The following is a 25194-nucleotide window of genomic DNA, read 5'->3' on the forward strand; positions in this document are numbered from 1 at the left end:
GACTTACTCCGTAAGTCACGAAGATTCCCCATGACCAACATCACCTCTTACGGCCAAAAACATCAAAATAGGGCTGGACTGTCAGGATATGTTGCTGAACAGACCGCGGCTTTCAGCTGCGCCGCGCTCGGGATCGTGCCGACCGTCCGCCATGCCGATTACATCGGGTCGTGGTTGGAGGTCATGCGCGAGGATTCCCGCGCCATTGTCCGCGCAGCCTCACAGGCCAGCAAGGCTGCGGACTGGCTGCTGTCGCATTTGCCTGCCGAAGACACCGGGGAGCCGGATGCCAGCGTAACCGAAACCGTCCGGAGGGCTGCGGCATGATCCTCCTGACCGGCACACAGCGCGACCGTCTGCTGGCCAATGGTCGCCAGCGCGATCAGGATCACATCCCGGTCGTGAAGTTCTTCAACCCCCTCGGTGAAGGCGTCTGGCTCGCCACCGAACTGGAAGACGATGGCGACATCATGTTCGGCCTGGCCGATCTCGGTTCTCCCGAACTGGGGTCGTGGAGCCTGAGCGAGATGCGGTCAGTCCGGCTGCCCTTCGGTATGGGCATCGAGCGCGATCTGCTGTTCACCGGGGATTTCCCGATCTCGGTCTGGGCCGAGGCCGCCCGTGAAGCCGGCAGCATCCGCGCCGCCGAGCGTCTGCTCTACCGCGTCGGCGCGGGTTTTTCCCGTACATCTGCCTATACAGAAAACCGGAGTGCCTGATTTCCGGGTTTCAGGTTCTGCGGCCGGCGTCGCTCTCATCAGAGGAAGAGGGCGGCGCTTCGCTTCGTGACGGGCTGATAGCCGGAGAGAGAGGCTCACCGGCGTCCGTCATGGAGTAACTGACATGGCCACTGCCGTTCAGAAGATCACCCTGTCGTCCTCGCGCGACATTCCGTTCAACAAGCTGGTGCTCAGCCAGTCCAACGTCCGGCGCGTCAAGGCCGGAATCTCGGTCGAGGAACTGGCCGAGTCCATCGCCCGCCGCGGCCTGATCCAGTCCCTGCATGTCCGCCCGGTAGTGGATGCCGAGGGCAAGGAAACCGGCATGTTCGAGGTGCCCGCCGGCGGTCGCCGCTTTCGGGCGCTGGAACTGCTGGTCAGGCAGAAGCGCCTCGCCAAAATTGCGCCGGTTCCGTGTGTGGTGTCGGAAGCCAGCGCCGATGTGCTGATCGACGAGGTATCGCTCGCCGAGAACATCGAGCGCGCACCGCTGCATCCGCTCGACCAGTACCGCGCCTTCCAGGCCATGCGCGAAAAGGGGATGACAGAGGAATCCATCGCTGCCGCCTTCTTCGTGGATGCCAAGGTGGTGAAGCAGCGCCTGCGTCTGGTCTCCGTCTCCCCGGCATTGCTAGACGTCTATGCCGAGGACGGCATGACGCTGGAGCAGCTCATGGCCTTCAGTGTCAGTTCTGACCATGCCCGTCAGGAGCAGGTCTGGGAAGCGATCAAGGATGGCTGGCAGAAGGAACCTTACCACATCCGGCGCCTGCTGACCGAAACCACAGTCCGCGCCGCCGACAAGCGGGCGGTTTTTGTCGGCATTGGCGCCTATGAGGAGGCCGGCGGCTGCGTGCTGCGCGATCTCTTTCAGCAGGACGATGGCGGCTGGCTGCAAGATCCGGTGTTGCTCGACCGGCTGGTGAGCGAAAAGCTGAAGACCGAGGCCGAAGCCATCGCTGCCGAGGGCTGGAAGTGGATCGAGGTCGCCATCACCTTTCCCTATGGTCACGACCATGGCCTGCGCCAGATTGTCGGCACGACGGTCGATCTGACCGAAGATGAACGCGCCACCCGCGAGGCATTGCGCGACGAATATGACCGGCTTGAAGCCGAATATGGCGAGGCCGACGAACTGCCGGACGAGATCGACGCCCGCCTCGGTGAGATCGAACAGGCGCTGGAAACCTTCGAGCGCCGTCCGATGACCTTCGAGCCGGACCAGATCAGCATGGCGGGTGTCTTCATCAGCATCGACGCCGATGGCGCATTGCTGATCGAGCGCGGCTATGTTCGCGCCGAGGATGAAACGCCTGCGGAACCGGAGGCTGAGATCGTTGACCCGGCAACCGGCGAGGTGATCCAGCGGGCGGAACCGGAGGTAAGCCGCATGGGTGCAGTTATCACGCTGGGTGGCCAGGCGGTCGAAACTGAGGAGGAAGACGAGGCCGACACCATCAAGCCGCTGCCCGATCGCCTGGTCAGCGAGCTGACCGCGCATCGCACGCTGGCGCTGCGGGATGCGGTGGCAGTAAACCCGCATGTCGCTATGACAGCACTGCTGCACAGGCTGGTCATGGATTGCTTCATGCCGCATTCCAGTCGCGGATGCTTGGAGGCACAGGTCCGGGAGGTCCATCTGCCCGCACAGGCCGAGGATCTGCGTGATAGCGTGTCCGCCAAGGCCATTGCAGACCGGCACGAACGCTGGAGCGATCATGTCCCGGCAGACGACGCCGCCCTCTGGGATTGGCTGACAAATCTGGACGATGGTTCGCGCATGGACCTGCTCGCCCATTGCGTCAGCTTCGGTGTCAACGCGATCTATGAAAAACCCAACCCTTACAGCGGCACGGGCGTCAGCCAGCACTGGCTGGACATCCGCCTGTCGCAGGCTGACAGGCTGGCCCGTTCGACCGGCCTCGACATGGTGGCCGTAGGCTGGCGGCCGACGGTTGGCAATTATCTCGGCCGCGTGACCAAGCCGCGTATCCTTGAAGCCGTGCGCGAAGGGGCCGGAGACCGGGCTGCCGATCTGATCGGGCACCTCAAGAAGGGCGATATGGCCAAGGAAGCTGAACGCCTGCTGGCCGAGACCGGCTGGCTGCCTGAGCCGCTGCGCATGGTGGACGAAGGTATCGAAGTCGATCCGGCATCGGGCGCTGCTGCGGAAGCCGACGATCTGCCCGATTTCCTCTCCGGCGATGGCGAGGACGACCCGGCTGACGACGAGGAAGAACAGCATATGGTCGCTGCTGAATAGCACTCATGCGGGGCGGCTTCGGTCGCCCCGTTCCAACCGCTCCGTCTCTGTAACTCGCCCGGTCCTCGTGATCGGGCTTTTTCTTTGGAGAGCCGCCATGCCGGCCATGATCGACATCGATAAGATTTTTCTGGAAGACCGCGAACTCCCCCCGTCGGATCGTGCCTTACCGTGGATCGAAATCCGCGATGGCATCACTGTTGTCGTGGAGCCTAAGCCTCATTGGGCCGACGACATGCGGGTATTCCGGCTCGATGCCCGTGAGTATTGCCGCTACACCGAGTGGACCGCTCATGGCGCTCGTGCCCGTTTCTTCGGTCATATCGACACATCCGGCGATGATCTGATGATGAAAGCGCGCGCGATGATTGCCCGCGAAATTGTCGATGGGCTATGGAGCTGAAGACCTGATCGCAGGGTGTCTGGCCGTGAGGATGGGAGGTCTGCACCGGACGGGTCCAATCCGGCTTCAACATCCAATCCGCCATTCCCATCAGGACAAGCGGCGTGGGTGCCGTCTCCGGCCTGAAGGGAACACGATCCTGATGCCAGCATAGTGGCAAGGCTGGCGCGGCAGAGCATCTGCGACGGGTATCCGGCATCCAGTCAGATGCGAAAAACCACCCCCGCTTCCATTCGCAAACCTTGGTCCGATCCGTCTCTTTGACATTCAACCCCAAAGGGGTCGGCTTACGCGCGCGTGCCGCCCTCGGGGATTCGGAAAAAGTCCGAACGCCCTCGGGTGATTGCAGATCCGGTCAGACACTTCGGGCGCCTGTCGCGCGGGGGATGGTCCCCCGCCTCCAAAGACAGGAGCCGGAACCCATGTCCTATGCAGATGCCACCGCCTTCGCCGCCAGCCTCGCCACCACGCTGATGGTTTCGATCGTTGTGTTCCAGGCCGGAGACGGCACCCACGCCGCTTGCCCCGCCGCCGAGTTCGACGGCGACGACGACATGGTGAAGCTGGAGCTGGATCCTTGGGGGTAAGGCGCGACCGCGCCTCATCCCCGACGGCCTGGCCGCGACAAGCTCGCGACCGGGCCTTCAGCGCGTCGCGATGGTTGCCCATCGTCGACGGCGGAACCGGGCTGCCCCGGTCAGAGAGGAAGAGTGCGGGCCGTTCGGCCGTGACGGGTTGAGGGTCGGAGAGAGAGGCTCACCGGCGCCCGTCATGGAGTGATCCCGATGACCATTGCCCGTTCCGAAACCTTCCTTTCCATCGGTCATATTTTGGCTGCCGATGTTCTGCCCGCGCTTTATCGGTCGCAAAAGCTGCCGCTGCGCATCTCGTGCCTTGGCGTGGCCAGCTATGACGCCAGTGACGCGGCGAACAGCTTTGACCGCGTGATCCCGCTTGGCGAATGCCCGTCACCGAAAGAGGCCATCCAGGCCGCATCCTTGCGCCTGTCGCACGGTGATATTTGCACGGGGCCGGACAGCTTCCCGTATTTTCAGCCGCGCATCATGCTCATTCAGGACCGAGATCAGCGCCTGGTCCTCGCCGGTGAAATCCGCGCCGGCATTATCCTCTGGCAACAGCCAGTCGCATCCGATGCCGAGGCACGCAGGATCGTGACCGAGGCCAGCCGCCTGCGCGGTATGGCGTTCCGGGCCTTGGGCCCCGGTGATGCGAGACGGCTGCGTTACCGTGCCGCTGCGCTGGAGGCCCGGTTGGTCGATCCCTTCTGGCGCGAAACCTCGGCCGATCTGCTCCGCCTGCCGCAGGCCGCCTGAGCTTCACCCATTTCATCCCATTCGGCTCGGCCATACGCCGGGCCATGTCATGTCCGGAGACCGTCATGGCCGATTATTACACGCACTTTTCCTGCCTGCTTGACGTGGGCACCCCCGAAAACGCCGCCCGTGCGCTCGAACTCTACAACGCGCTGGCGGATGATAATGCCACTGAGGACCCACCATCGGACGGGTTCCTGCTGTCGATCCAACCCGAGCACGGCGGCACACAACTCTGGATGCGCGATGACGTCACCGGCGATCCCGAGCATGTCGTTCAGTTTGTCAAACGCTGCGCTGCCGAGTTTGGCCTCAGCGGATTATGGGGTTTCCAGTATGCAAACAGCTGCTCGAAACCGCGCATCGACGGATTTGGTGGCGGCGCGCATGTCCTCGATCTCGCCACCGGCGAAACGGTGGACTGGATCTATACCGATGGCTGGCTTTCCTCGGTTCTCGAAGGGAGAGATCCCTATGCCTGAGATCATCGAAACCACTGTCTATCGCTTGGACGAATTGTCCGAAGCGGCGAAGGACAAGGCGCGTGCCTGGTATCGTGAGGGCGGCTTCGATTATGATTGGTACGATGCCGTCTATGAGGATTTCCAGCGCATCGCGGAAATCCTCGGGTTGAACCTCAAGACCCGATCCGTCCGGTTGATGGGCGGCGGCACACGGCAAGACCCCTGCATCTGGTTCCGCGGCTTCTCCTCGCAGGGGGACGGCGCTTGCTTTGAATCCTGGTATTCCTACCGCAAACATGCACCGCGCCTGATCCGGGAATACGCCCCACAGGACACCGAACTACACCGCATCGCCGACGCACTTCAGGCGATCCAGCGTCGCAACTTCTATCAGCTTCGCGCCGATGCCAGCCATCGGGGCCATTATTATCACGAATACTGCATGGCGATCTCGGTCGAGCGAGACAGCCCGACCTGGCAGGACATGACCGCCGATGCCGAGGAGACGATCATCGAGACGCTGCGCGATCTGGCCCGCTGGCTCTACCGCCAGCTTGAGCGCGAGTATGATTATCTGTCCTCGGACGAGGCTGTCGATGAAACCATCGCAGCCAATGAATATACCTTCACCGAGGCCGGTCGCCGTTTCGGATGATCCCGAGAAGACACTGACAAGCGCCCCGCCGTCCGGTCGGGGCGCTTTTTTTATGCTGCGATTTGAGAGTCAGAGGCGAGCCGGAAGGGGTTAAGTCCGGGCGGTCGAGAGAGAGCGCTGTTCGGACTCTTCCATTTCTGCTCTCCTGAGGTTTCCGACATGAACATGGTGTTTCCCGTGGCCGATCCGGTCACGCCACTGGCGGCTGCGCCCGCGATTCTGGCTGCGGCTAATCTTTTGCTTCCGTCTCTCGAACGCGGTGAACGCATCGATGCCGCCACCTTGCGCCGTGCTATGGAAACGGCCTTCGGCGCGTCCGACGCTACTGGCGTCTGGGACTGGAAGCTGGCCTATGAGGCGTGCGAAGTCGCTACCGTCCTTTTCTTACGCAAATACGGAAAGGCGCTTTTCCGTAAAGCCGCGTCTCCGGCGGCACGCATTTCCGTGCTGGCAAAGATCGCGGCGCTGTTGCCCACGCAGACCCGGCGTTCCGAGGAAAGCCAAAACCTCCAGCAATTTTCGACGCCGATCCCGCTCGGCCTTACCGCTCTGACGGCTGCCGCGATTACGCCCGATGACAGGGTGCTGGAACCATCGGCGGGCACCGGCCTTCTGGCGATCCTGGCGCAGACCATCGGTGGCTCGCTGATCCTCAACGAACTGGCCGAGACCCGCGCCGATCTGCTTGCCCAGATCTTTCCGGCTTTTGCCGTCACCCGCTTCGACGCCGCCCAGATCGATGATCATCTGGCTCCGGATGCTGTCCCGTCCGTGGTGCTGATGAACCCGCCATTCTCGGTCATGGCCAATGTCAGCGGGCGTGTCGCGGATGCGGCCTATCGCCATGTTGCCGCGGCACTGGCCCGTCTTGCTCCCGGCGGGCGGTTGGTGACGATCACCGGCGCAGGCTTTGGCCCCGAAGCTCCGGCATGGCGGGACGCCTTCATCCGCTTGCAGGCCCGTGGCCGCGTGGTGTTCAGCGCTGCCGTCGATGGCGCGGTCTATGCAAAGCACGGCACCACGATCGACACGCGGCTGACCGTGATCGACAAACTGCCCGCCGACGATCCCGCCAGTTTGCCGGCTTCGCCGGGGATCGCGCCTGATGTTGCCACGCTGATCAGATGGATCGAGGAACAGGTTCCGCCGCGCCTGCCAGTGTCATTGCCGAAGATCGTGGTTTCCGCTTCGGCCACCGCGCCGAAGACCGTGCGGGGCTATCTCGCACGCTCGGCGGTTACGCGATCTGTCGCTGCTTCGGCCAATGATCCTGATGGCGTCGAACTCGCCTATGAGACCGTGGACTGGACGCCACCGGAAGGCGCTCGCCTGTCCGACGCGATCTATGAGGAATATGCGCTGCAATCGCTGCGTATCGCTGGTGCACAGCCGCATCCGACCAAGCTGGTGCAATCCGCCGCCATGGCCTCGGTCGCACCGCCCAAGCCGTCCTACCGGCCCATGCTGCCGCCCGACATCTGCGCGCGTCTGTCGGACGCCCAGCTTGAAACGGTGATCTATGCAGGTGAAGCCCACGCCGATCATCTCGCCGGCGCCTGGACCGTGGACGAGCATTTCGACAATGTGAGTGCCGCGCCCGAGGATGCTGCCGGATCGATCCGCTTTCGCCGGGGCTTCATGCTCGGTGATGGAACCGGCGCTGGCAAGGGTCGCCAGTCCGCCGCCATCATTCTCGACAACTGGCTTCGCGGTCGGCGCAAGGCGATCTGGATCTCCAAATCCGACAAGCTGATCGAGGACGCGCAACGCGACTGGTCGGCGCTCGGCATGGAACGGCTGCTGGTCACGCCTCTGTCACGCTTCCCGCAGGGCAAGCCGATCACGCTGTCGGAAGGCATCCTTTTTACCACCTATGCCACGCTACGCTCCGACGACCGGGGCGAGAAGGTTTCCCGCGTCAAGCAGATCGTCGAATGGTTGGGGTCCGATTTCGATGGAGCCATTATCTTCGACGAGAGCCATTCCATGCAGAATGCCGGTGGCGGAAAAGGTGAACGCGGTGATGTCGCCGCCTCGCAGCAGGGACGTGCGGGCCTGCGGCTTCAGCACGCGCTGCCCGACGCCCGCGTCGTCTATGTCTCGGCGACTGGCGCCACCACCGTCCATAATCTCGCCTATGCTCAGCGCCTCGGCCTCTGGGGCGGTGAGGACTTTCCGTTCCAGACCCGCGCCGAGTTCGTCGAGGCGATCGAATCCGGTGGCGTTGCGGCCATGGAGGTCCTGGCCCGCGACCTGCGATCTCTCGGCCTCTATACCGCCCGCTCACTCTCCTATGATGGCGTCGAATATGAACTGATCGAGCATCAGCTCACGGACGAACAGCGGCACATTTACGACTCATATGCTGCCGCCTTCGCTGTCATTCATGGAAACCTGGACGCGGCGATGGAAGCCGCCAACATCACCGGCAGCGATGGGACGCTGAACCGGCAGGCCAAATCCGCCGCCCGTTCGGCCTTTGAAAGCACCAAGCAGCGCTTCTTTGGCCATCTACTGACCTCCATGAAAACCCCGACCCTGATCCGGTCCATTGATGCCGATCTTGAAGCGGGCCATGCGGCCGTCATCCAGATCGTCTCGACCGGCGAAGCGCTGATGGAACGCCGGCTATCCGAGATCCCCACCGAGGAATGGAACGATATTTCCGTCGATGTCACGCCGAGGGAATATGTAGGCTCGTATTTGCAGCATTCCTTCCCGGTGCAGCTCTATGAGCCGTTTACCGATGGCGAGGGCAACCTGTCGTCACGCCCCGTCTTCCGCGATGGTCAGCCGGTGGAATGCCGCGAAGCGGTGGCGCGGCGCGACGAGATGCTGGAGCAGCTGGGTTCGCTTCCGCCTGTCCCCGGTGCGCTCGACCAGATCGTCCAGCGTTTCGGCACAGATATGGTGGCAGAGGTCACAGGGCGTTCACGCCGGATCGTGCGCAAGGGCGACGGGGCATCGGCCCGCCTTGCGGTCGAGAACCGTGCGCCTTCCGCCAACCTTGCAGAGACTTCGGCCTTCATGGATGACCAGAAGCTCGTCCTGATCTTCTCGGATGCGGGTGGCACGGGGCGCAGCTATCACGCCGAACTCTCGGCGAAAAACCAGCGGCTGCGCGTGCATTACCTGCTGGAGCCGGGCTGGAAGGCAGATGCCGCCATTCAGGGGCTGGGCCGCACCAACCGGACCAATCAGGCGCAGCCGCCGCTGTTTCGGCCGATTGCCACGGATGTCAAAGCCGAGAAGCGCTTCCTTTCGACCATCGCCCGCCGCCTCGACACGCTGGGAGTGATTACACGCGGCCAGCGCCAGACAGGCGGTCAGGGGCTGTTCCGTCCCGAGGACAATCTGGAATCCGCCTATGCCCGCGATGCGCTGCGCCAGCTCTATCTGCTCATCGTGCGCGGGAAGGTCGAGGGATGCTCGCTCGAACGGTTTGAATCCGCCACCGGCCTGAAGCTGATGGACAGCACCGGTGTGAAGGACGAACTGCCGCCGATCACCACCTTCCTCAACCGCCTGCTGGCGCCGACCATCGAATTGCAGGGCATCCTGTTCTCGGCCTTCGAGCAGCTTCTGCAGGCACGGATCGACGGAGCAATCGCATCTGGCACCTATGACATGGGGCTGGAGACGCTGAAGGCCGAAAGCTTCATCGTCACAGACCGGCAGGTCATCCACACCCATCCCGGCACCGGGGCGGAAACCCGGCTCCTGACGCACACCGAGCGCAAACGCAATCAGCCGGTTACGCTCGATGCCGCCCTGGCGGAACTGGATGATCCCCGCGCAAGATTGCTCATCAACGAGCGATCCGGTCGCGCTGCCGTTCAGGTCCCGACCACCAGCGTCATGCTGGATGATGGTGAGATCGAAAGGCGCGTGCGGCTGATCCGGCCGATGGAAGCGATGAACATTCCGGTGCGGGCGATGGGCGAGACCCATTGGATCGAGGCTGACCGTGCCGCCTTCACCACAGCCTGGAAGGCGGAACTGGCCCAGGTGCCGGAGTTCACCGACAGCATCCTGCATATGGTGACAGGGCTGCTTCTGCCGATCTGGAAACGCCTGCCGCAGGACTCCGCCCGCGTCTATCGGCTCCAGACCGACGAGGGCGAACGCATCATCGGTCGCCGGGTATCGCCGGCCTGGGCCGCCAATGCTTCGACCAGTGGCGTCACCAACAGCCTGACACCGGATGCCGCCTATGCCGCGCTGATCGAAGGTCGCACGATCCTTGATCTCGCCGAAGGGCTGCAACTGCGCCGCGTCCGCGTCATGGGCGCCAACCGGATCGAACTGACCGGCTTTACCGATGCGATGCGTGACCGGCTGCGAGCCTATGGCCTCTTCAGTGAGATCATCTCGTGGAAACTGCGCTTCTTCGTGCCCGTCGATGCAACGGGGCCGGAGATCATCGGCAAACTGCTTGACCGCTTCCCGGCCTTGCGCATCGGTGAGCGGGAGGCCGCATAATGGCGCGTCTCAACGCTTCCGAACTGGCGCAGCGTCTCGGCCGACAGGCCGAGGCGGTGTGCCGCCACTATCTCTCCAATGGCCGCAAACAGGGCAATTACTGGCAGGTTGGCGATGTCCGAAACACGGCTGGCCGCTCGATGTTCGTCCGGTTGCACGACAGCGTGAAGGGCATTGCCGGGAAATGGCAGGACTCGGCCACGGGTGAATATGGCGATCTGCTCGACGTGATCCGGGACTCGCTCGGTTTGATCGACTTCGCAGATGTTGCCGAAGAAGCCCGGCACTTCCTCAGCCTGCCGCATCCTGAACCGCAGCCACCATCCCGTCCGTCCCGAACGCCTGCACCATCGGGATCATCCGAGGCGGCACGTCGTCTCTGGTGCATGACACAGCCGCTAATCGGCAATACCGCAGAAGCGTATTTACGCAGACGCGGCATTACGGATTTACGCCAAACCGCAAATCTGCGCTTCCACCCCAGCTGCTACTGGCGGCCCGAGGACGATGGCCCGACCGAAACATGGCCCGCCATGATCGCCGCCGTCACCGACTTCGGTGGCAGGATTACCGGGGCACACCGCACATGGCTGGCCCCGGACGGTTCCGGCAAGGCACCTGTCGATCCGCCGAGGAAGGCGATGGGCGACCTGCTCGGACATGCAGTGCGTTTCGGTGATGCGCGGGATGTCATGGCAGCAGGGGAAGGTATCGAAACCATCCTGTCGTTGCGTCAGGCTCTGCCCACCATGCCGATGGTTTCCGCACTCTCGGCCGGACATCTCGCCGCTATTCTGTTCCCGCCGCAACTGCGCAGGCTCTATATTGTCCGTGATAACGATCCGGCAGGGAACAGCGCCCGCGATAGCCTGGTGGACCGGGCGCACGAGGTCGGAATCGAGACCATCACGCTCTCGCCCATGATGGGGGACTTCAACGAAGATCTCGTAACTCATGGGCTGGATGCCGTTCTAGCAGATATCCGGGTGCAAATCGCCCCCGAGGACGTCAGCCGCTTCATGGCTTCAATAGCATAGCCGGTATGGGGCCGTGATCGGGGGCGTTCCGATCCGGTCATGCGCGCAGGCTGCATCCTGTCATCAGCAGAGGACCGCGCCTTGGCCTTCCGAGAGGGCGATCGGCCCACAAACGTCCCGGTCAGGCAATGGCGGCGCCCGACTGATTTCCGTCGGCGGGCAAGCCCGCCTTTACAGCGCGAAACAAATCAGCCGGGCTTTGCCATCAAGACCCTCGCCAGAGGCTCGCGCTGCCAGACCGGAGCGCCCGTGGGCGTGTCTCGCCATGAAGGCCGCGACGGTCGCGGTCCAACTGACGGAAGCATCCCATGTACGCGCACGACGATTTCGAACCCGAGCACAGGACGTCCCCGACCGGCCACGCCATCGAAGAACTCGAACTCTACGGCTACCGCCCCTCCGAAGACGAGGCCGACCCCCGGATTACACCCGAAGATCACGTCATTCAGGGCGCAGTCTCCGACATCTTCGACGCCCTGATTTCCACCATGGCCGACACCAGCCTCGATTTCGACCTCGACGAGATCATGTGGTCCACCGTCAACACCTTCCACCGCGCTGTCGAGCGGATCGAGACCAAACTCAACGATAACGAGCAGGCACAGAAGCGCCTTCAGCGCGAACAGGATGGCAGCGAGGTCAAATCCGTCCAACTCGAAACCCTGATCGGCGCGGGCCAAAGCCTGATCGAGCGCCGCGACAGCATGGAGACCTTCCGTGAAACCGCCGCCGACATCTATCTGCGCACTACCGGCACGCCCTGGTCGCAACGCTCCGGCTCACGGGTCAACCATCGCCAGATGACCTCGGCCATGATCGACAGCCGCGACTTCATCGCCGCAAAGCGCCGTGCCGACAACGAGGTGCTGCTGCCCGCAGGACCGAAGATCGCCTTCTCGGGTGGCGACACCACCGATCACCGGACGATCTGGGCCAAGCTCGATCAGGTCCACGCCAAGCACCCGGACATGGTGCTGATGCACGGCGGATCGCCCAAGGGCGCGGAACGCATCGCGGCCACCTGGGCCAATAACCGCAAGGTCGCACAGGTCGCCTTCAAACCCGACTGGGCAAAACATGCCAAGGCAGCACCGTTCAAGCGCAACGACCAGATGCTCGGCATCATGCCGATCGGGGTCATCATCTTCCCCGGCACGGGTATTCAGGACAACCTGGCCGACAAGGCTCGCAAGATGGGCATCCCAGTTTATCGCTTCGGGACCGGCAGCGCGTGAGCGCTGCCGGTTCGGCATAACGCCATTCCGCACTACTGCAAGAGCGCCAGGTCCTCCCAGCGAATCCGGAGATCACGGCCTGAGCGCTTTGGCAATTGCTTGCGGCTGACCATTCGCCCGGAGACCTGGAACTCCGCATTTATTTTGACCACGAGCAACTTGTTGAAATGCCTCGATGTATCCACCATCACCACGTCCTTGGTCTTGAAAGGTGTGATGGTTTTGATTTCGACATGATCGTTTTCGAGCCTGCCGTCCGAACCCTGCGCGTAGGTCTTGTTCAACTTGATGCCGTAGGTGATGGCCCCGAACAATTCGCCGATGTCGCCATACACGGACAAATGCAGGCCAGTCTCCAGATGGTAGCTCTCAGCGAGTGAGATCAGGTCCTCAAAATATGGGATCATTGATCGGATGGCGTTTGGATACTTCGCTCCCCACTCCTTGTGACGAAGCTGCTCATCGATGTCTGACCAGCTTACCCATTCGCCATCGTCGTAAAATGCTCGATCTGACCAATCGATTTCTGCCATAGACTTTAACCCGCAGCCTTCCACCACCCAACAATATAACCACCGTAGAGGTAGAGCCGATACTGGTCTACCAGACGCATCAGCTTTCTTGTTCAAGCGGCAAGTTTACAGAGAGGCTTGACCTTACAAACTATCTCATCTCGCCCGGTGAGAGGAATGCTGCTATTCTGTGGCTGCGCCGTGGTGGTGGTGGAAGGCGCAACCGTCCAACCTTTTGCACGGAGACACCACCATGATCGTTCTCGGAATCCTCGTTTCCATCGCAGCCATCGGCACCATGTGCTGGCTGCTGTTCAATCTCGCCGTATTCGCTTTGCCATTCTTTATTGGCCTGAATGCAGGCGCCTTGGCCTATGATACTGGGGCTGGTTGGCTCGGCGGCATCGTCGTTGGTCTTCTCGCCGCCGGTCTAACGCTGGCTGTTGGTCAGGGCCTGCTCATGCTGATCCGCCCGATGTGGGCGCGTCTGCTGATTGCTCTGGCCTTCGTCGCTCCGGCGGGAATGGCCGGATTTTACGCCACGCTCGGTATTGTCAAGCACATGATGCCCTCGGAGATATGGCAACTCATCTTCTCGGTGATCGGAGCGGTTGCGGTGGGCGTGACGGCGTTCCTGCGCGTTACGGGCATGGCGGCAACCGACCACGCGGACGGCGGCTTTGCACGAACCTGAATCGCAATGATCCGTTGATGGCGACCAGACGCGGATGCTGATCGTTTTCCGTCTTCGTCAGGAAAATGGTGACAGACAGCGGCCAATCACCGGATCAACCTGGGGCACAGACGCGGCCCATAGGAGCGCAGGACGGTCGGCACCAGCGCGTGCAGACTGACGGGAACCCGCGGGTGGTGGCATGCCGGTGGAACAGGCCGGAAGCAGAGATGCGCATGATCTGAGACGCATGGTGACAGGAAAGGCCGGTGTTGCCGGTCAGGTCGTCCTGATGGAGCCTCAAGGTTGCCACATCTCCGTTCAGCCCCCGTGTCTCGACCGCTCCAAACGGCCTCTTCAATGGCCTGATCTGGCCGAAGACCAGCGCGATGCGCTTCGACCGCCCTAGCGCAACAGCGTCGTCACAACTTTCTTCCCCTGCCGGCAAAGCCGACATTCCGCGCGGAACAAGAAAGTTTCTCCTGTGCTGTCCAGCCCCTTTGGGGTGCGCCAGCGTTCGTCTCCGGCCGGACGATCGCCATAGAGGCCGCAATGGTGCGGGCTCGGAAACGGAAATCGGAGACTTAAAATGGCAACCATCGGCACCTTCAAGAAGACCGGCTCGAACGAATTCACCGGCGAAATCGTCACCCTCAGCGTCCAGGCCAAGGGCGTGCGCATCGTCCCCGACCTGCGCGCCACCGGCGAGAACGCCCCCAGCCACCGCGTTCTGGTCGGCCGCGCCGAAATCGGCGCCGCCTGGTCCAAGCGCTCCAACGAGGGCCGCGACTATCTGGGCCTCAAGCTGGACGATCCGAGCTTCAACGCTCCGATCTACGCCAACCTCTTCGATGACGAAGAAGGCGACAGCTTTTCCCTCATCTGGTCCCGCCCCAACGGTCGCCGCGGCGACTGAGGCGCGGAACAAAGGCTCCGACCGCAAGGTCGGGGCCTTTCCCGTGCCTGCGGGAAAGCCGTCAGGCCCGGTGACCTGTCCGGGCTGGAACTGCTCAGCCGGTCAGGATCGGGATCATGGTTTTTACATGGGCGTCGATCCGTTCCAGCACGGCCGGGGGGACCACTTCGCGCTCCGGCAGTGTCCACCATCGCGCATCGATCCGCCGCACCGTTTCGGCGACGGTCTTGAGGACAGCGGGCTCAGGAAGCCTTGCCCGGCTGGCAAACGTCTTCCAGCGGGCCGGGGCCAAGCCCTTGAAGGCCCGCTCGCCGCCCAGAGACAGCGCCAGCCCATCTGCCGGAATATAGGGCACGGTCGAAAGCATGTCGTAGATCGGTGCAAGAACGGGCGTGTCGCCGTCGCCCGGATAGATCAGCGACCAGTTCTTGAGGTGCATGTCGCCATTGCCCATGACCACCGAGAAGGTCAGCCGCCGGACAAACTCCAGCGCGGCGAACGGCGAGATCGCAACATTCAGCACAGAGGCGATATCGTGGGAGGCGGCGCCATCATATTTGCGCGCCGGGTACAGGCCGAAAACCTGCGCGAAATCCTCGATATGGATGCGCTGCCCGTCTGCCCCGCGATCAAAACGCCGCACGAGCAGGACCAGCCCCTCGGCAAGTGTTTCAAACTCTTCGGGAATGCCCTCGAACTGGTCTCGGCTGACCAGTTCCCGCTCGGGCACATTCATGCCGATGGCTTCGGCAAGCGCGAGGTTCGCGAACTCGTTCTCCGACACGCCCGGAAAGGCGGTCGAGGGGAATTTCGCAATATATTGGCCCTCATCATCCCCGAGCGGCAAGGTCAGCCCGCCGCCCTTGCCGGTGTTCTTCATCACCGAGAGCTTCATCTGCACGCCTGCCAGCGAGAAGCGGGCCTTGGGCCGTCCTTGGGTTGGCGCCGCCCCGATGCCGGGTTGACCGTCACTGGGCAGCACCCGAACGGCCCCCGGCAAATCCGCACCAAGGGTGGCCAGGAGATCGAAATCATTCCCCGGCCGCACATTACCCGCATGGTGTTTTTCCATCGCCTCGCGCAGCCGGTCTTCGGGCAGCAGGTTGGCAAAGAAGGGCGGCAGGCTGCCTGCGACAGGTCGCGGATCCTTGCGCAGGCCCCCTGATGCCGCGCGCAGCGACAGGCTCAGAACCGGAATGCCGCCGGTTGCGCGATAGGCCGGATCAAGGCTGAAGGCGTTGAAATCACCCGGCGTCCTGACGATCGTGCCAACCTTCGCACTGTTCAGGAACACGTCCAGCGCGGTAATGGTCTCAGCGGTGCGGACGGCTGTCATCGTCGCTCTCCGGTTGCGGGCTGAAGGCCGGATGATCATCCTCGGCATCGGGGCGCAAAAGCGTCTCGATGGCGGGCACCATTGCCTGCGGGACCAGTATCATTTCCAGCCCAAGCGCCCTGGCAATGTTGATCAAAGTCGTGGTGCGCGCGGCTGCTGCCCCCGTCTCGATGTCGCGGTAGCGCGGGCGCGAAATGCCCGCAAGATCGGCCACCTGCTCCTGGGTCAACCCCGCTGCAAGACGCGCGCGGCGAAAATGGTCGCCGATCAGCCTCAGTGTTTCTTCTTCCGCCTTCATGTGATGCCTTTACGGATCATTTTTTCTGCACTGATCTGGATGGGTATCATATCCAGCGCAAAACGCAAAGAAAATGATCTCCAAACATATCATGATCATTTCTCATGGAGCGTTTGGGGATCATCTCGCGCTGGTCGGCGTTACGGCCAGCACAAGTGCTGCAATTGCGGCATACAGACGAATCAATCGGGCTGCATGCTCAGCCGTGCAGATAACGCCCTGGCCAGATTCGACGATTTCGTATGGCGTACCGGGCGAAGGCGACTAAAATAGCCGTAGTTCTGGAATGCGCGCCGGTCGCGATGGGAGGTGATCATGCATGATCACCGCTCGACAGTCGCGGGCCGCACGCGCGTTGCTGGGTTGGACGCAGGAGACGCTCGCTGACAAGGCCCGAATATCGCTGACTGCCCTGAAACGCCTTGAGTCCGAGAACCGGCTCGAGGTGTATGAGACAACGCGGGATCAGGTGCGCCGGGCGCTTGAAGCAGCAGGGATTGTTCTCCTGTCCACTGATCGTGGGCAAGGAGTATTGCTGGTTCATGGGGAAGAGGAGAAGAGACACCGACAGATCCATGACGCCTGACAGGCGCGGGCGGCATCATCGATCCGCTGCGGCGGCCTGTGCTCTGTGGCGACCCGCGACATGACATCTCCGCTTCCCCCGTTCGACGATATTGCACCTGTTAGCGACGAGCTGACCGAATATGACCGCGCGCATATCAAGCTCTATATGCGACTGCTCGATGCGGCTGATGATGGGGCGGAATGGGCCGAAGTCGTCAATGTGCTGTTCGGAATTGACCCTGTTCGGGAACCTGAACGCGCACGGCAAGTCCATGACAGCCATCTGGCACGGGCGCGCTGGATGACACAGAGCGGCTATCGTCAGCTGCTGAGTCATCCGACAGATCGGACCTGACCTCGCCGCCGTCGCACCAGTGATGCCTTCAGAGCATCACCCCATGTCTTTGTTCTGGCTTCCATCTCGGTAGAGGCGCCGCAATTCTTTCACGCTCCACCTGTGCAGTTTCAACCAGGAGCGGAGCAATGAAGCCGGATACATCCCGCTGGCGAGACCAGGACCAGTATGAATTCTACGATGCGCTGCCCGTTGAGGGTGTCGCCTGGGAATGCCTGCGCCGTAACGCCTCCTATCAGGCCAGTTTTGATGATCTTGTAGCGCAAGGCGCCGGGCATCTTCCCCTTGCGGATCACGTCCAACATCGCTGGGGGTTGCGATTTCCCGGCAGACCCCGGCTTTTCCGCGCTCGACCAACTGGTCATCTGGTCGCCTGTTGCCAATCCCGACATGCTGATGCTCGGGGCAGCGCCCGATTTTCTTCCGCCTTCTCCGTCCGCCTTATCGGTAGATCTTGCTGATGCCATCTGCGGACCAGAGGGGACATATGGTGTCTGTGACGCCAGAGACGGCGTTCAATATCTGATCCTCGCCGACACCGATGCCAATTCGCAGCCGGCGATCATTCTGCCACTTGACGAAAATCTGCCGGATCGGCTCGAAGCCATTCTCAGGCTCTGGCACATGCTGGCCGGGAGACCCGCGCGCCGCGACCCCAGGATGACGCCGTATCAGCGCCGGCGGTTTCGCCTGATGATGCAAGCTGCCGACGGAAACGCCAACCACGCGACCTATCGTGAGATTGCCATCGCCATTTACGGCGAGGCGCGCGTTCGCGCTGAGCCGTGGAAGACATCGGCTTTGCGCGCCTCTGTCATCGCCCTTGTCCGATCTGCCGCCGCGCTGATCGACGGCGGTTATCAGGACCTTTTGCGCCATCGTCGCAAACCCTGACACTGACGTCTGATCGAGGGTGAGGATTTTACCCCTTCGATCTTCCTCATCCCCCATGCCGCCGCGCCTTCGCCACCGTGCGCATGTCATGCCGTTGATCGTCAGCGGCATCCTGCACAACCACGGAGGCCACCCCATGCGACCTGATCTCGCCGCCTTGCCGCCACGCTACCTGCGCACCAAGGAAGCTGCCGATTTCCTCAGCCTGTCCGCGCGCACGCTGGAAAAGCACAGAACCTACGGAACCGGACCTGCCTATCACAAGCTCGGCGGCCGCGTTGTCTATTCGGTCGAGGATCTCGCAGCCTGGGTTGCGCGCGGATCAGTCACCTCCACGTCGGACCTACGCGGACAGGTTCTCCCGGCGAAACCTCTGCCCCCGACCGCGTTCACCTCGCCCAAGCGCATCACGCGCTGAACGTGGTTGTCACCCCCTGATGGCAGCGCAGCATCCATCCGCCTCGGAACGCGGACAACTCGATCTGTTTCGGACGCTTCCCGGTGAATTCGCTCCACGAGACGCGCAGGATCTCATGGCCTATCCTTTCTTTTCCCTTTCTAAATCGCACCGTATCCGCCCGATTGACTTTGCCCTGGGCAATGTCTCGATCCGTGTCGAAGCTGTTCCCGATCACGGCATGGCGACGATCTGGGATGCCGATATTCTGATCTGGGCGGCCAGTCAGATTGTTGAAGCGCGGGACGCCGGTCTGCGCACGTCGCGCCTGATGGCGGCAACGCCCTATGAAATCCTGACATTCACAGGGCGCGGAACCTCCCTGAGGGACTATCAGCGCCTGAAGGCGGCGCTGGACCGGCTGCAATCGACCACGGTTGCAACCTCGATCCGCCAGCGCGCGAATGGACGGCGACATCGCTTTTCGTGGATCAACGAATGGCACGAGCGGACCGATGCCAATGGCCGCCCGGACGGCATCGAGATGATCGTGCCCGACTGGTTCTACAGTGCGGTTCTGGATGACGCCCTGATCCTCACCATCGACCGGGCCTATTTCAATCTGACCGGCGGGTTGGATCGCTGGCTCTATCGCCTGGTGCGCAAGCATGGTGGGCGGCAGAAAAACGGTTGGCGGTTCGACTTCCGTCACCTGCACCAGAAATCGGGCAGTCTGTCGCCGTTCAAGCGCTTCGCCTTCGAGCTGCGCGACATTATCCGCCGCCAGCCACTGCCCGGCTACACCCTGTTCGCCGAGGTCGAAACCGGCGGCCGGATGCTGCTCGCTTTCGAGCCTGTCCCGGCCTGTGGAAAACCTGTGGATAGCCTCGTGCTATCGGGAACCCGGACTATCGTGCCATCAGGAACCGGAGGCTCGTGCTATCGGGAACCCAAACACCTCCTATCCTTCGGTAATAAAAGCGAAAATTGCGCCCTTAACTTAGAGTCTAACACAGAATCTAACTTTGAAGAGCGGCGGCGCGATGTGGAAAAGCTCATCGCGAAGGCTGGTGCGGCCCTCAGATCGGGTGCCCATAAAGGCAAGCTGACACCCCCAAAGCAGGGATCGCCCGCGTCAACAAGCACGCCTGAACTTCCTCTCGGCAAACCGAGAGGACGGCGATGATTGTTGCGCTCCTCAATCAGAAAGGTGGCGTGGGCAAGACGACGCTGGCGCTGCATCTCGCCGGAGCCTGGGCTGCGCAAGGCAAGCGGGTCATCCTGATCGATGCCGATCCGCAAGGCTCCGCACTCGATTGGTCGGAGCGGCGCAGCCATGAAGGGCTGCCAAGGCTGTTCGCCGTCATCGGCCTTGCCCGCGATACCCTGCACAGGGAAGCGCCGGAGCTGGCGCGTGACGCCGATCATGTCGTTATTGATGGTCCGCCCCGTGTCGCTGGCCTGATGCGCTCTGCGCTGCTTGCAGCCGATCTGGTGCTGATCCCCGTGCAGCCATCTCCTTTCGACGGCTGGGCCTCCGCCGAGATGCTGGCGCTTCTGAACGAAGCCCGCATCTATCGCCCTGAACTGGCCTCCCGTTTTCTGCTGAACCGATGCGGTGCGCGCACCGTCATCGCCCGCGAAACGGCAGAGACACTGGCCGAACATGATCCGCCCTTGCTGGCCACGACGGTCGGCCAGCGTGTCGCCTTCGCCGAAGCCGCACAGACCGGACGGCTGGTCTTGGAGACAGATGGCGGCGAACGGGCCGCACAGGAGGTCACAGCGCTGGCGGCCGAGATCAATGGCCTCGGTGTCGGGAGGATCGTGCCATGACACGTCCGCCCGTCAAATCCGGCTTCGCATCGCGTCCGGGCAATCCCGATAGCTGGGTCAGAGCCGCCGATGCGCCGGCAACCGGCAAGACGGCTACGGAGGCGTTCACCGCCCGCCTGACCATCGACATCGCGCCCGAACTGCGCGGGCGCATCAAGGTTGCCGCTTTCCGCCGCGGTGTCACCGTCGCCGTGATGCTGCGCGAGCTGCTGGTCCGCGAGTTTCCACCCATCGAAGGAGATCAGTCATGACCGGCAAAACCATGCGCGCTGCTCATGAACATCCGCAGGCGGACGGGCCTGCACCGTTCACCACATTGGTCGAACTGACCTTCCAGAAGAGGAAGGTCGAGCGATGGATACGCTTCGGCCGCAAGAGCTTTGAACAGATCATCGACCGCCGCCGCAGTCTGATCGGTTTTGCGCCCGAAAGCATCTTCGCCTTCGTCCGCTGGGCCTCCAACGATTACGGCACCATCGTCTCGCGACTCGACATCCTGCGCGCCGTTGGTCGCGGCGAACCGTACCAGACCGTGCCTTTCGTTCGTCCTGGCGGCGAGATCCTGCTGCGTAATGATGGCTGGCGACAAGTCCAGCGGGTGCTGGCCCTGATTGATGCCGTGGACGCGCTTGGCGTCGATCCGGCGGATGTTGCGCCGGACCATTGGCGGCACGTCCACAACCGCTTGAGTGCCGGTCAGGAACCCAATCCCTACACCCCGGAGCGCCATGCCGCGTGGGTCAACCGCCGGAGAATTGCGCCATGAGCCGCCGTCATACTCTCGCGGTGTCCATGCTGGCTGTCGGAACACTTGTCGCCACGGCGGTTGCCGATCTGCCAACCCGGCTGATCTGGAATGCGACTGCCAGCGCGCCCATCGGCTTCTACACAGTTGCTCCCGCCAATGCGCTCGAAGTTCCCGAACTGGTCGCCATCATGCCGTCTGAGCCGTTGGAGCAGTCCATGGTCGAGCGCGGCTATATCGGACGCGGCGTGCCGCTGCTGAAGCGCGTCCTCGGCCTGCCAGGACAGCGCGTCTGCCGCAGCGGTGCGACGATCACCGTCGATAATGTCGAGATGGGGGACGCACTGGAGCGCGACCGTATGGGCCGCGATCTGCCGGTCTGGCAGGGCTGCCGCATCATCGGCGAGGGTGAACTCTTCCTCATGAATTGGGACATCCGGGACAGCCTCGACGGCCGTTACTTCGGACCTGTTCCCGCCAGTTCCGTCATCGGCCGGGCGCTCCCGCTGTGGACCGATGAGGAAGGCGATGGCCGCTACAAATGGCGGGCGACCACGCATTGAACCCACGCCAAATCCACCAACACAGGAGATGTACCATGCCACAGATCGGTCAATTCGCGCGTGACGCATCCGGCTTCGCCGGTCAGCTCGTCACGCTCACCATGAAGCGCGATCTTGTTATCGTACCCACTGAGCATTCCGATGCGGAGAATGCGCCGGACTATCGCGTCCATTACATTGAACATGACGGGCCAGAGGTCGGCGCTGCATGGAAACGCACCGGCGAAAAGGCTGGCGAATATCTCTCGGTGCTGCTTGACGATCCCGCCTTGCCGCAGCCGATCCGCGCCAATCTGTTCCGCGACGACGATGCAGGCTCGTCATGGTCGCTGCACTGGAGCCGCCCGCGGCCCCACGAAGATCGAGACTGAGATCATGCGATCCCGCGCCCTTCTTCTCTTCACGGCCCTTCTGTCGGCTGGCAGCGGATTGACGCCTGCATTTGCGCAGGTCACGCCGCAACCCGCGCCTGTTACCGCGCATCCCCATGTTGCTTTCATTGCCGAGGCGTCACAGCGCTTCGGCATTCCAGAGCACTGGATTCGGGCTGTGCTGCGTGTGGAAAGCGCGGGCGATGTGCGCGCTATCTCATCGGCGGGTGCAATGGGACTGATGCAGGTCATGCCCGATACTTGGGCGGGCCTGCGCAGCCGCCATGGTCTCGGGCGCGATCCTTACGATCCGCGCGACAACATTCTCGCAGGCACAGCGTATCTGCGCGAGATGTGGGACCGCTATGGCAATGTCGCCGCCATGCTGGCGGCCTACAATGCCGGTCCCGGTCGCTATGACGAGCATCTGGCGACTGGCCGCACTTTGCCCGCAGAAACACGCGCCTATGTCGCCACGCTCGCACCTGTTCTTGGGCATGCGACTGCGCCTGATGTGCCGATGATCGTGCCGCCGCCATCGCCGGATTGGCGCGAAGCTCCGCTCTTCGTTGCGCAATCCAGCGGCAATTCGGCGGTGGCCAATCAGCCGTCGAACGACATCCGCTCAACCGTTCCTCTGCGCGTTTCCGTCGATCAGGAGCCGCAGGACGGCAGCATATTCGTGGCCCGTGCAAGCGATGGAGATGCGCCATGAGCATGGCGTCTCCACGTTGCTTCGGTCCGCTTCCAGTGTGCAGTCAGGCAAGGGGTCGCCTGGCTGCATTCCCGGCAGGAAGGGCAAAAAGGGAAAGAAAGGCGGAGGGCAAGATAAAGGAAACCGGCACCCTGTCGGGGCGGTTTCTGGGCAAGCCCTTGTCTGCACACTGTTTTGAGGCGCGGCGCACGGCACCCTGCTTTTGGGCCTCGCGTGCCGCGATTTGGCGCAAAGCCTTGGCTTCGCTGGGTTTTGACCGGCACTATAGCCGAATATATGTCGTTTGCGTGCCTACACGGCATGGGATGCGCTCATGAGCGCCGACGACGAGAACCGCTTTCGCCCGAAGCCTGGCCGCATCAGGTCGGACGTGCCGAAGGCGGGCAAGGCGAAGAGCTTTCTGACGCAGGCGAAGAAGCTGGCGCGTCAGCATAGCAACAGCTCCGGCAAATCATCTTCATTCGCATCACGGACATCCTCGTCGTCTTCATCTGGTTCTGCCGGAAAGAGCGGGAAGGCGTCGCAGGCTGGCAAAGGTCCGGGCGTCAAGCGTGGTCGTGGTGCGGCCTTTGTCCGCGCCCGAACCCTGTCGGGCGGTTGGCGGCACAGTGCGGCCGGCGTGCGCCGCGTCGTCGTCAAAACCCGTTATGTCCAGAGCGCGGGAAAGAATGGAAAAGGGGCTGCCCATCTGCGCTACATCCAGCGCGACGGAACCTCACGTGATGGCGAGCGTGGTCAGCTTTATTCCGCCACCGAGGACCGCGCCGATGGTGATGCGTTCCTTGAACGCGGCAAGGATGACCGCCACCAGTTCCGCTTCATCGTCTCGCCCGAAGATGCCGCCGATCTTTCCGACCTCACCGAACACACCCGCGATCTGATGAGCCGCATCGAGGCCGACCTTGGCACGAAACTCGATTGGGTGGCTGTCAATCACCACAATACCGGCCATCCCCATGTCCATGTCATCGTTCGGGGCAAGGACGATCTGGGCGAGAACCTGGTCATCAATGGCGACTATCTCGCCAATGGCATTCGTGAGCGGGCGAGCGAACTGACCACGCTGGAACTCGGCCCCGTGACCGAGATCGAGCAGAGCCGCAAGCTGTCTGCCGAAATCGATCAGGACCGCTTCACGCGCATCGACCGCGCCATGACCGAGGAAGCCGACGAAAGGTTCCTCGATCTGCGCCACGAACCGGCAGATGCACGCCGCCAGTTCAACCGCACACTTCGCCTGCGCCGTCTCGCCAAGCTGGAAAAGATGGGGCTGGCTACGGAACATGCACCCGGCGTCTGGGAGCTTGGCGCGAAGATGGAACCGGCGCTGCGTGAACTCGGTGAGCGCGGTGACATCATCCGCAACATGCACAAGGCGCTGAAGGCCGATGGGCAGGAACGTGATCCGATGACCTTCCAGCTTCACCATGCCGCACCCGCGGCGCCCATCACCGGCCGCGTCGTGGACAAATATCTCACCGACGAGATGGGCGAGAACCTGACCCTCGTGGTCGACGGCATCGACGGGCGAACACACCATCTTCCCGGCATTGATCCGGCCCGCGTCGAAGACGCCCGGATTGGCAGCATCATCGAGGTCGGTCCCGCCGATACAGCACAGCGCCCATCCGATCGCACCATCGCTGCGATCTCGGAGAATGGCATTTATCGCCCGAGCCGCCACCTCGAACAGGCGAAGTTCGAGGGGCGTGTGCCGGGCGGGGATTACGAGGGTTATGTCGATGCCCATGTCCGGCGGCTGGAGGCGTTGTGCCGGGCCGGGATTGCCGAGCGGATCGACGCCGACCGGTATCGCATCCCGGAAGACTTCGAAAGCCGCGCCACTGCCTATGATGCCGGTCGCAACCGGCAGGCCAGCATCCGTGTCGTCTCGACCTTCGACCTGGAAAAGCAGATCGGCGCCGATGGTGCGACCTGGCTGGACCGGCGACTGGTTACGTCGGACGCCTCGGATATTACCCCGGCAGGGTTCGGGGAACAGGTACGAGAGGCGATGGACCAGCGCCGCGAGCATCATATCGCACAGGGCGATGCCACGCGGCAGCAGAATGGACGCATTCTCTATCGGCGCAACCTGCTCGCCAATCTGCGGGAACGGGAAGTGGCCCGCGTCGGTGCAGAGATGGCTGAGAGCAAGGCGTTGCCGTTCCGGGCGGCTGCCGATGGCGAAAATATCAGCGGCAAGTTCACCGGGACCGCACATCTATCGAGCGGCAAGTTCGCCATTGTCGAAAAGAGCCACGAGTTCACTCTTGTCCCATGGCGGCCAGTGATCGACCGCCAGCTCGGCCGCGAGGTTGCGGGCATCGTGCAGGGTGGATCGGTATCGTGGCAAATGGGGCGAACACGAGGACTCGGGATTTGAGCCTTTGCCGATCTGGCACCTCGCAAATTGTTCTGTCG

The 25194-nt window shown here is 62.5% G+C and carries 30 protein-coding genes; 27 read left to right on the plus strand and 3 right to left on the minus strand.

Annotation, left to right across the window (positions count from 1 at the left end; genetic code table 11):
* The 11 genes from DFR47_RS11220 to DFR47_RS11270 all read left to right on the plus strand — a co-directional run.
* On the plus strand, positions 1-327 hold a 327-nt coding region (locus DFR47_RS11220), incomplete at its 5' end, for a zincin-like metallopeptidase domain-containing protein (RefSeq protein ID WP_425373336.1).
* Entirely contained in the window at positions 324-719 is a 396-nt protein-coding gene (locus DFR47_RS11225; protein WP_113944539.1) for a DUF2958 domain-containing protein, read from the plus strand. The genes DFR47_RS11220 and DFR47_RS11225, both read left to right, overlap by 4 nt.
* Positions 720-843: 124 nt before the next feature.
* Complete coding sequence (locus DFR47_RS11230; protein WP_113944540.1) at positions 844-2982, plus strand: ParB/RepB/Spo0J family partition protein; 2139 nt, start codon at positions 844-846, stop codon at positions 2980-2982.
* 106 nt (positions 2983-3088) lie between these two features.
* A complete protein-coding gene (locus DFR47_RS11235) occupies positions 3089-3385 on the plus strand; it encodes a hypothetical protein (protein ID WP_425373337.1) in 297 nt (98 codons plus the stop codon).
* Between the two features lie 422 nt (positions 3386-3807).
* Entirely contained in the window at positions 3808-3972 is a 165-nt protein-coding gene (locus tag DFR47_RS11240) for a hypothetical protein (protein WP_167388153.1), read from the plus strand.
* A 198-nt stretch (positions 3973-4170) separates the two neighbouring features.
* Positions 4171-4719, plus strand: a complete 549-nt coding sequence (locus DFR47_RS11245) for a hypothetical protein (RefSeq protein ID WP_170137489.1) — start codon at positions 4171-4173, stop codon at positions 4717-4719.
* A gap of 65 nt (positions 4720-4784) precedes the next feature.
* Complete coding sequence (locus DFR47_RS11250) at positions 4785-5201, plus strand: hypothetical protein (RefSeq protein ID WP_113944542.1); 417 nt, start codon at positions 4785-4787, stop codon at positions 5199-5201.
* On the plus strand, positions 5194-5838 hold the full coding sequence (locus DFR47_RS11255) for an antitoxin of toxin-antitoxin stability system (protein ID WP_113944543.1): 645 nt from the start codon (positions 5194-5196) through the stop codon (positions 5836-5838). Before DFR47_RS11250 ends, DFR47_RS11255 begins: the two co-directional genes overlap by 8 nt.
* A 159-nt stretch (positions 5839-5997) precedes the next feature.
* Positions 5998-10320 carry a strawberry notch-like NTP hydrolase domain-containing protein gene (locus DFR47_RS11260; RefSeq protein ID WP_113944544.1) on the plus strand — a complete coding sequence of 1441 codons (4323 nt, stop codon included), beginning with the start codon at positions 5998-6000 and terminating at the stop codon, positions 10318-10320.
* A complete protein-coding gene (locus DFR47_RS11265; RefSeq protein WP_113944545.1) occupies positions 10320-11357 on the plus strand; it encodes a DUF7146 domain-containing protein in 1038 nt (345 codons plus the stop codon). Before DFR47_RS11260 ends, DFR47_RS11265 begins: the two co-directional genes overlap by 1 nt.
* 308 nt (positions 11358-11665) lie before the next feature.
* Entirely contained in the window at positions 11666-12592 is a 927-nt protein-coding gene (locus DFR47_RS11270; protein WP_113944546.1) for a DUF2493 domain-containing protein, read from the plus strand.
* 32 nt (positions 12593-12624) lie between these two features.
* Here DFR47_RS11270 and DFR47_RS11275 read toward each other — a convergent pair whose 3' ends face one another.
* Positions 12625-13125 (minus strand): hypothetical protein, encoded by a 501-nt coding sequence (locus DFR47_RS11275; protein WP_113944547.1) that lies wholly within the window; start codon positions 13123-13125, stop codon positions 12625-12627.
* 232 nt (positions 13126-13357) lie between these two features.
* Here DFR47_RS11275 and DFR47_RS11280 point away from each other — a divergent pair, with 232 nt between their 5' ends.
* The 3 genes from DFR47_RS11280 to DFR47_RS11295 all read left to right on the plus strand — a co-directional run bounded on the left by DFR47_RS11280 (position 13358) and on the right by DFR47_RS11295 (position 14693).
* Positions 13358-13798, plus strand: coding sequence for a hypothetical protein (locus DFR47_RS11280; RefSeq protein ID WP_112830899.1), 441 nt, complete (start codon positions 13358-13360; stop codon positions 13796-13798).
* 181 nt (positions 13799-13979) lie between these two features.
* Positions 13980-14186: a hypothetical protein gene (locus DFR47_RS11285; protein WP_113944548.1), complete on the plus strand. Its 207-nt coding sequence runs from the start codon at positions 13980-13982 to the stop codon at positions 14184-14186.
* A 180-nt stretch (positions 14187-14366) separates the two neighbouring features.
* Positions 14367-14693, plus strand: coding sequence for a DUF736 domain-containing protein (locus tag DFR47_RS11295; protein WP_094540691.1), 327 nt, complete (start codon positions 14367-14369; stop codon positions 14691-14693).
* Positions 14694-14787: 94 nt separating this feature from the next.
* On the opposite strand, the gene DFR47_RS11300 is transcribed toward DFR47_RS11295, so the two are convergent.
* Together DFR47_RS11300 and DFR47_RS11305 are read right to left on the minus strand one after the other, a co-directional pair.
* Positions 14788-16029 carry a type II toxin-antitoxin system HipA family toxin gene (locus DFR47_RS11300; RefSeq protein WP_113944549.1) on the minus strand — a complete coding sequence of 414 codons (1242 nt, stop codon included), beginning with the start codon at positions 16027-16029 and terminating at the stop codon, positions 14788-14790.
* Complete coding sequence (locus DFR47_RS11305) at positions 16007-16327, minus strand: helix-turn-helix domain-containing protein (protein WP_094540689.1); 321 nt, start codon at positions 16325-16327, stop codon at positions 16007-16009. The genes DFR47_RS11300 and DFR47_RS11305 overlap by 23 nt, the downstream gene beginning before the upstream one ends.
* Before the next feature lie 319 nt (positions 16328-16646).
* Between DFR47_RS11305 and DFR47_RS11310 the strand changes: the two genes are divergently transcribed.
* From DFR47_RS11310 to DFR47_RS22100, 13 genes are all read left to right on the plus strand, one after another.
* Positions 16647-16913 carry a helix-turn-helix domain-containing protein gene (locus DFR47_RS11310; RefSeq protein WP_113944550.1) on the plus strand — a complete coding sequence of 89 codons (267 nt, stop codon included), beginning with the start codon at positions 16647-16649 and terminating at the stop codon, positions 16911-16913.
* 60 nt (positions 16914-16973) lie between these two features.
* Entirely contained in the window at positions 16974-17249 is a 276-nt protein-coding gene (locus DFR47_RS11315; protein ID WP_113944551.1) for a DNA -binding domain-containing protein, read from the plus strand.
* 128 nt (positions 17250-17377) lie between these two features.
* Positions 17378-17710, plus strand: a complete 333-nt coding sequence (locus tag DFR47_RS22095) for a transcriptional regulator domain-containing protein (RefSeq protein WP_245416542.1) — start codon at positions 17378-17380, stop codon at positions 17708-17710.
* The gene (locus DFR47_RS11325; RefSeq protein WP_245416553.1) at positions 17646-18143 is read left to right on the plus strand and encodes a DUF2285 domain-containing protein; all 498 of its coding nucleotides are present in this window, start codon (positions 17646-17648) and stop codon (positions 18141-18143) included. The genes DFR47_RS22095 and DFR47_RS11325 overlap by 65 nt, the downstream gene beginning before the upstream one ends.
* A gap of 136 nt (positions 18144-18279) precedes the next feature.
* A complete protein-coding gene (locus tag DFR47_RS11330; protein WP_113944980.1) occupies positions 18280-18561 on the plus strand; it encodes a helix-turn-helix transcriptional regulator in 282 nt (93 codons plus the stop codon).
* 19 nt (positions 18562-18580) lie between these two features.
* Positions 18581-19726, plus strand: coding sequence for a replication initiator protein A (locus tag DFR47_RS11335; RefSeq protein WP_113944554.1), 1146 nt, complete (start codon positions 18581-18583; stop codon positions 19724-19726).
* The gene (gene parA / locus DFR47_RS11340; protein ID WP_024708786.1) at positions 19723-20376 is read left to right on the plus strand and encodes a ParA family partition ATPase; all 654 of its coding nucleotides are present in this window, start codon (positions 19723-19725) and stop codon (positions 20374-20376) included. Before DFR47_RS11335 ends, parA begins: the two co-directional genes overlap by 4 nt.
* Positions 20373-20627 (plus strand): hypothetical protein, encoded by a 255-nt coding sequence (locus tag DFR47_RS11345; RefSeq protein ID WP_024708785.1) that lies wholly within the window; start codon positions 20373-20375, stop codon positions 20625-20627. The genes parA and DFR47_RS11345 overlap by 4 nt, the downstream gene beginning before the upstream one ends.
* On the plus strand, positions 20624-21142 hold the full coding sequence (locus tag DFR47_RS11350) for a DUF2840 domain-containing protein (RefSeq protein WP_113944555.1): 519 nt from the start codon (positions 20624-20626) through the stop codon (positions 21140-21142). Before DFR47_RS11345 ends, DFR47_RS11350 begins: the two co-directional genes overlap by 4 nt.
* Positions 21139-21684, plus strand: coding sequence for a S26 family signal peptidase (locus DFR47_RS11355; RefSeq protein WP_170137490.1), 546 nt, complete (start codon positions 21139-21141; stop codon positions 21682-21684). Before DFR47_RS11350 ends, DFR47_RS11355 begins: the two co-directional genes overlap by 4 nt.
* A gap of 35 nt (positions 21685-21719) precedes the next feature.
* Positions 21720-22055, plus strand: a complete 336-nt coding sequence (locus DFR47_RS11360) for a DUF736 domain-containing protein (protein WP_024707407.1) — start codon at positions 21720-21722, stop codon at positions 22053-22055.
* A 4-nt stretch (positions 22056-22059) separates the two neighbouring features.
* Positions 22060-22770 carry a lytic transglycosylase domain-containing protein gene (locus DFR47_RS11365; RefSeq protein ID WP_113944557.1) on the plus strand — a complete coding sequence of 237 codons (711 nt, stop codon included), beginning with the start codon at positions 22060-22062 and terminating at the stop codon, positions 22768-22770.
* A 1153-nt stretch (positions 22771-23923) separates the two neighbouring features.
* Positions 23924-25156: a DUF3363 domain-containing protein gene (locus tag DFR47_RS22100; protein ID WP_281011643.1), complete on the plus strand. Its 1233-nt coding sequence runs from the start codon at positions 23924-23926 to the stop codon at positions 25154-25156.
* Positions 25157-25194 lie beyond the last annotated feature (38 nt).

The sequence above is a fragment of the Pseudochrobactrum asaccharolyticum genome (genome assembly GCF_003314995.1).
GTDB lineage: Bacteria > Pseudomonadota > Alphaproteobacteria > Rhizobiales > Rhizobiaceae > Pseudochrobactrum > Pseudochrobactrum asaccharolyticum.

What these genes read in the sequence shown, in the direction of transcription:
- DFR47_RS11330 (WP_113944980.1), top strand. Translation starts at nt 18,280, where the DNA reads ATGCGACCTGATCTCGCCGCCTTGCCGCCACGCTACCTGCGCACCAAG.
- DFR47_RS11245 (WP_170137489.1), top strand. Translation starts at nt 4,171, where the DNA reads ATGACCATTGCCCGTTCCGAAACCTTCCTTTCCATCGGTCATATTTTG.
- DFR47_RS11285 (WP_113944548.1), top strand. Translation starts at nt 13,980, where the DNA reads ATGCCGGTGGAACAGGCCGGAAGCAGAGATGCGCATGATCTGAGACGC.
- DFR47_RS11300 (WP_113944549.1), bottom strand. Translation starts at nt 16,029, where the DNA reads ATGACAGCCGTCCGCACCGCTGAGACCATTACCGCGCTGGACGTGTTC.
- DFR47_RS22095 (WP_245416542.1), top strand. Translation starts at nt 17,378, where the DNA reads ATGAAGCCGGATACATCCCGCTGGCGAGACCAGGACCAGTATGAATTC.
- DFR47_RS11360 (WP_024707407.1), top strand. Translation starts at nt 21,720, where the DNA reads ATGCCACAGATCGGTCAATTCGCGCGTGACGCATCCGGCTTCGCCGGT.
- DFR47_RS11235 (WP_425373337.1), top strand. Translation starts at nt 3,089, where the DNA reads ATGATCGACATCGATAAGATTTTTCTGGAAGACCGCGAACTCCCCCCG.
- parA (WP_024708786.1), top strand. Translation starts at nt 19,723, where the DNA reads ATGATTGTTGCGCTCCTCAATCAGAAAGGTGGCGTGGGCAAGACGACG.
- DFR47_RS11240 (WP_167388153.1), top strand. Translation starts at nt 3,808, where the DNA reads ATGTCCTATGCAGATGCCACCGCCTTCGCCGCCAGCCTCGCCACCACG.
- DFR47_RS11280 (WP_112830899.1), top strand. Translation starts at nt 13,358, where the DNA reads ATGATCGTTCTCGGAATCCTCGTTTCCATCGCAGCCATCGGCACCATG.
- DFR47_RS11355 (WP_170137490.1), top strand. Translation starts at nt 21,139, where the DNA reads ATGAGCCGCCGTCATACTCTCGCGGTGTCCATGCTGGCTGTCGGAACA.
- DFR47_RS11310 (WP_113944550.1), top strand. Translation starts at nt 16,647, where the DNA reads ATGATCACCGCTCGACAGTCGCGGGCCGCACGCGCGTTGCTGGGTTGG.
- DFR47_RS11345 (WP_024708785.1), top strand. Translation starts at nt 20,373, where the DNA reads ATGACACGTCCGCCCGTCAAATCCGGCTTCGCATCGCGTCCGGGCAAT.
- DFR47_RS11305 (WP_094540689.1), bottom strand. Translation starts at nt 16,327, where the DNA reads ATGAAGGCGGAAGAAGAAACACTGAGGCTGATCGGCGACCATTTTCGC.
- DFR47_RS11260 (WP_113944544.1), top strand. Translation starts at nt 5,998, where the DNA reads ATGAACATGGTGTTTCCCGTGGCCGATCCGGTCACGCCACTGGCGGCT.
- DFR47_RS11230 (WP_113944540.1), top strand. Translation starts at nt 844, where the DNA reads ATGGCCACTGCCGTTCAGAAGATCACCCTGTCGTCCTCGCGCGACATT.
- DFR47_RS22100 (WP_281011643.1), top strand. Translation starts at nt 23,924, where the DNA reads ATGACCGAGGAAGCCGACGAAAGGTTCCTCGATCTGCGCCACGAACCG.
- DFR47_RS11225 (WP_113944539.1), top strand. Translation starts at nt 324, where the DNA reads ATGATCCTCCTGACCGGCACACAGCGCGACCGTCTGCTGGCCAATGGT.
- DFR47_RS11325 (WP_245416553.1), top strand. Translation starts at nt 17,646, where the DNA reads ATGCTCGGGGCAGCGCCCGATTTTCTTCCGCCTTCTCCGTCCGCCTTA.
- DFR47_RS11350 (WP_113944555.1), top strand. Translation starts at nt 20,624, where the DNA reads ATGACCGGCAAAACCATGCGCGCTGCTCATGAACATCCGCAGGCGGAC.
- DFR47_RS11270 (WP_113944546.1), top strand. Translation starts at nt 11,666, where the DNA reads ATGTACGCGCACGACGATTTCGAACCCGAGCACAGGACGTCCCCGACC.
- DFR47_RS11255 (WP_113944543.1), top strand. Translation starts at nt 5,194, where the DNA reads ATGCCTGAGATCATCGAAACCACTGTCTATCGCTTGGACGAATTGTCC.
- DFR47_RS11265 (WP_113944545.1), top strand. Translation starts at nt 10,320, where the DNA reads ATGGCGCGTCTCAACGCTTCCGAACTGGCGCAGCGTCTCGGCCGACAG.
- DFR47_RS11295 (WP_094540691.1), top strand. Translation starts at nt 14,367, where the DNA reads ATGGCAACCATCGGCACCTTCAAGAAGACCGGCTCGAACGAATTCACC.
- DFR47_RS11275 (WP_113944547.1), bottom strand. Translation starts at nt 13,125, where the DNA reads ATGGCAGAAATCGATTGGTCAGATCGAGCATTTTACGACGATGGCGAA.
- DFR47_RS11250 (WP_113944542.1), top strand. Translation starts at nt 4,785, where the DNA reads ATGGCCGATTATTACACGCACTTTTCCTGCCTGCTTGACGTGGGCACC.
- DFR47_RS11315 (WP_113944551.1), top strand. Translation starts at nt 16,974, where the DNA reads ATGACATCTCCGCTTCCCCCGTTCGACGATATTGCACCTGTTAGCGAC.
- DFR47_RS11335 (WP_113944554.1), top strand. Translation starts at nt 18,581, where the DNA reads ATGGCAGCGCAGCATCCATCCGCCTCGGAACGCGGACAACTCGATCTG.
- DFR47_RS11365 (WP_113944557.1), top strand. Translation starts at nt 22,060, where the DNA reads ATGCGATCCCGCGCCCTTCTTCTCTTCACGGCCCTTCTGTCGGCTGGC.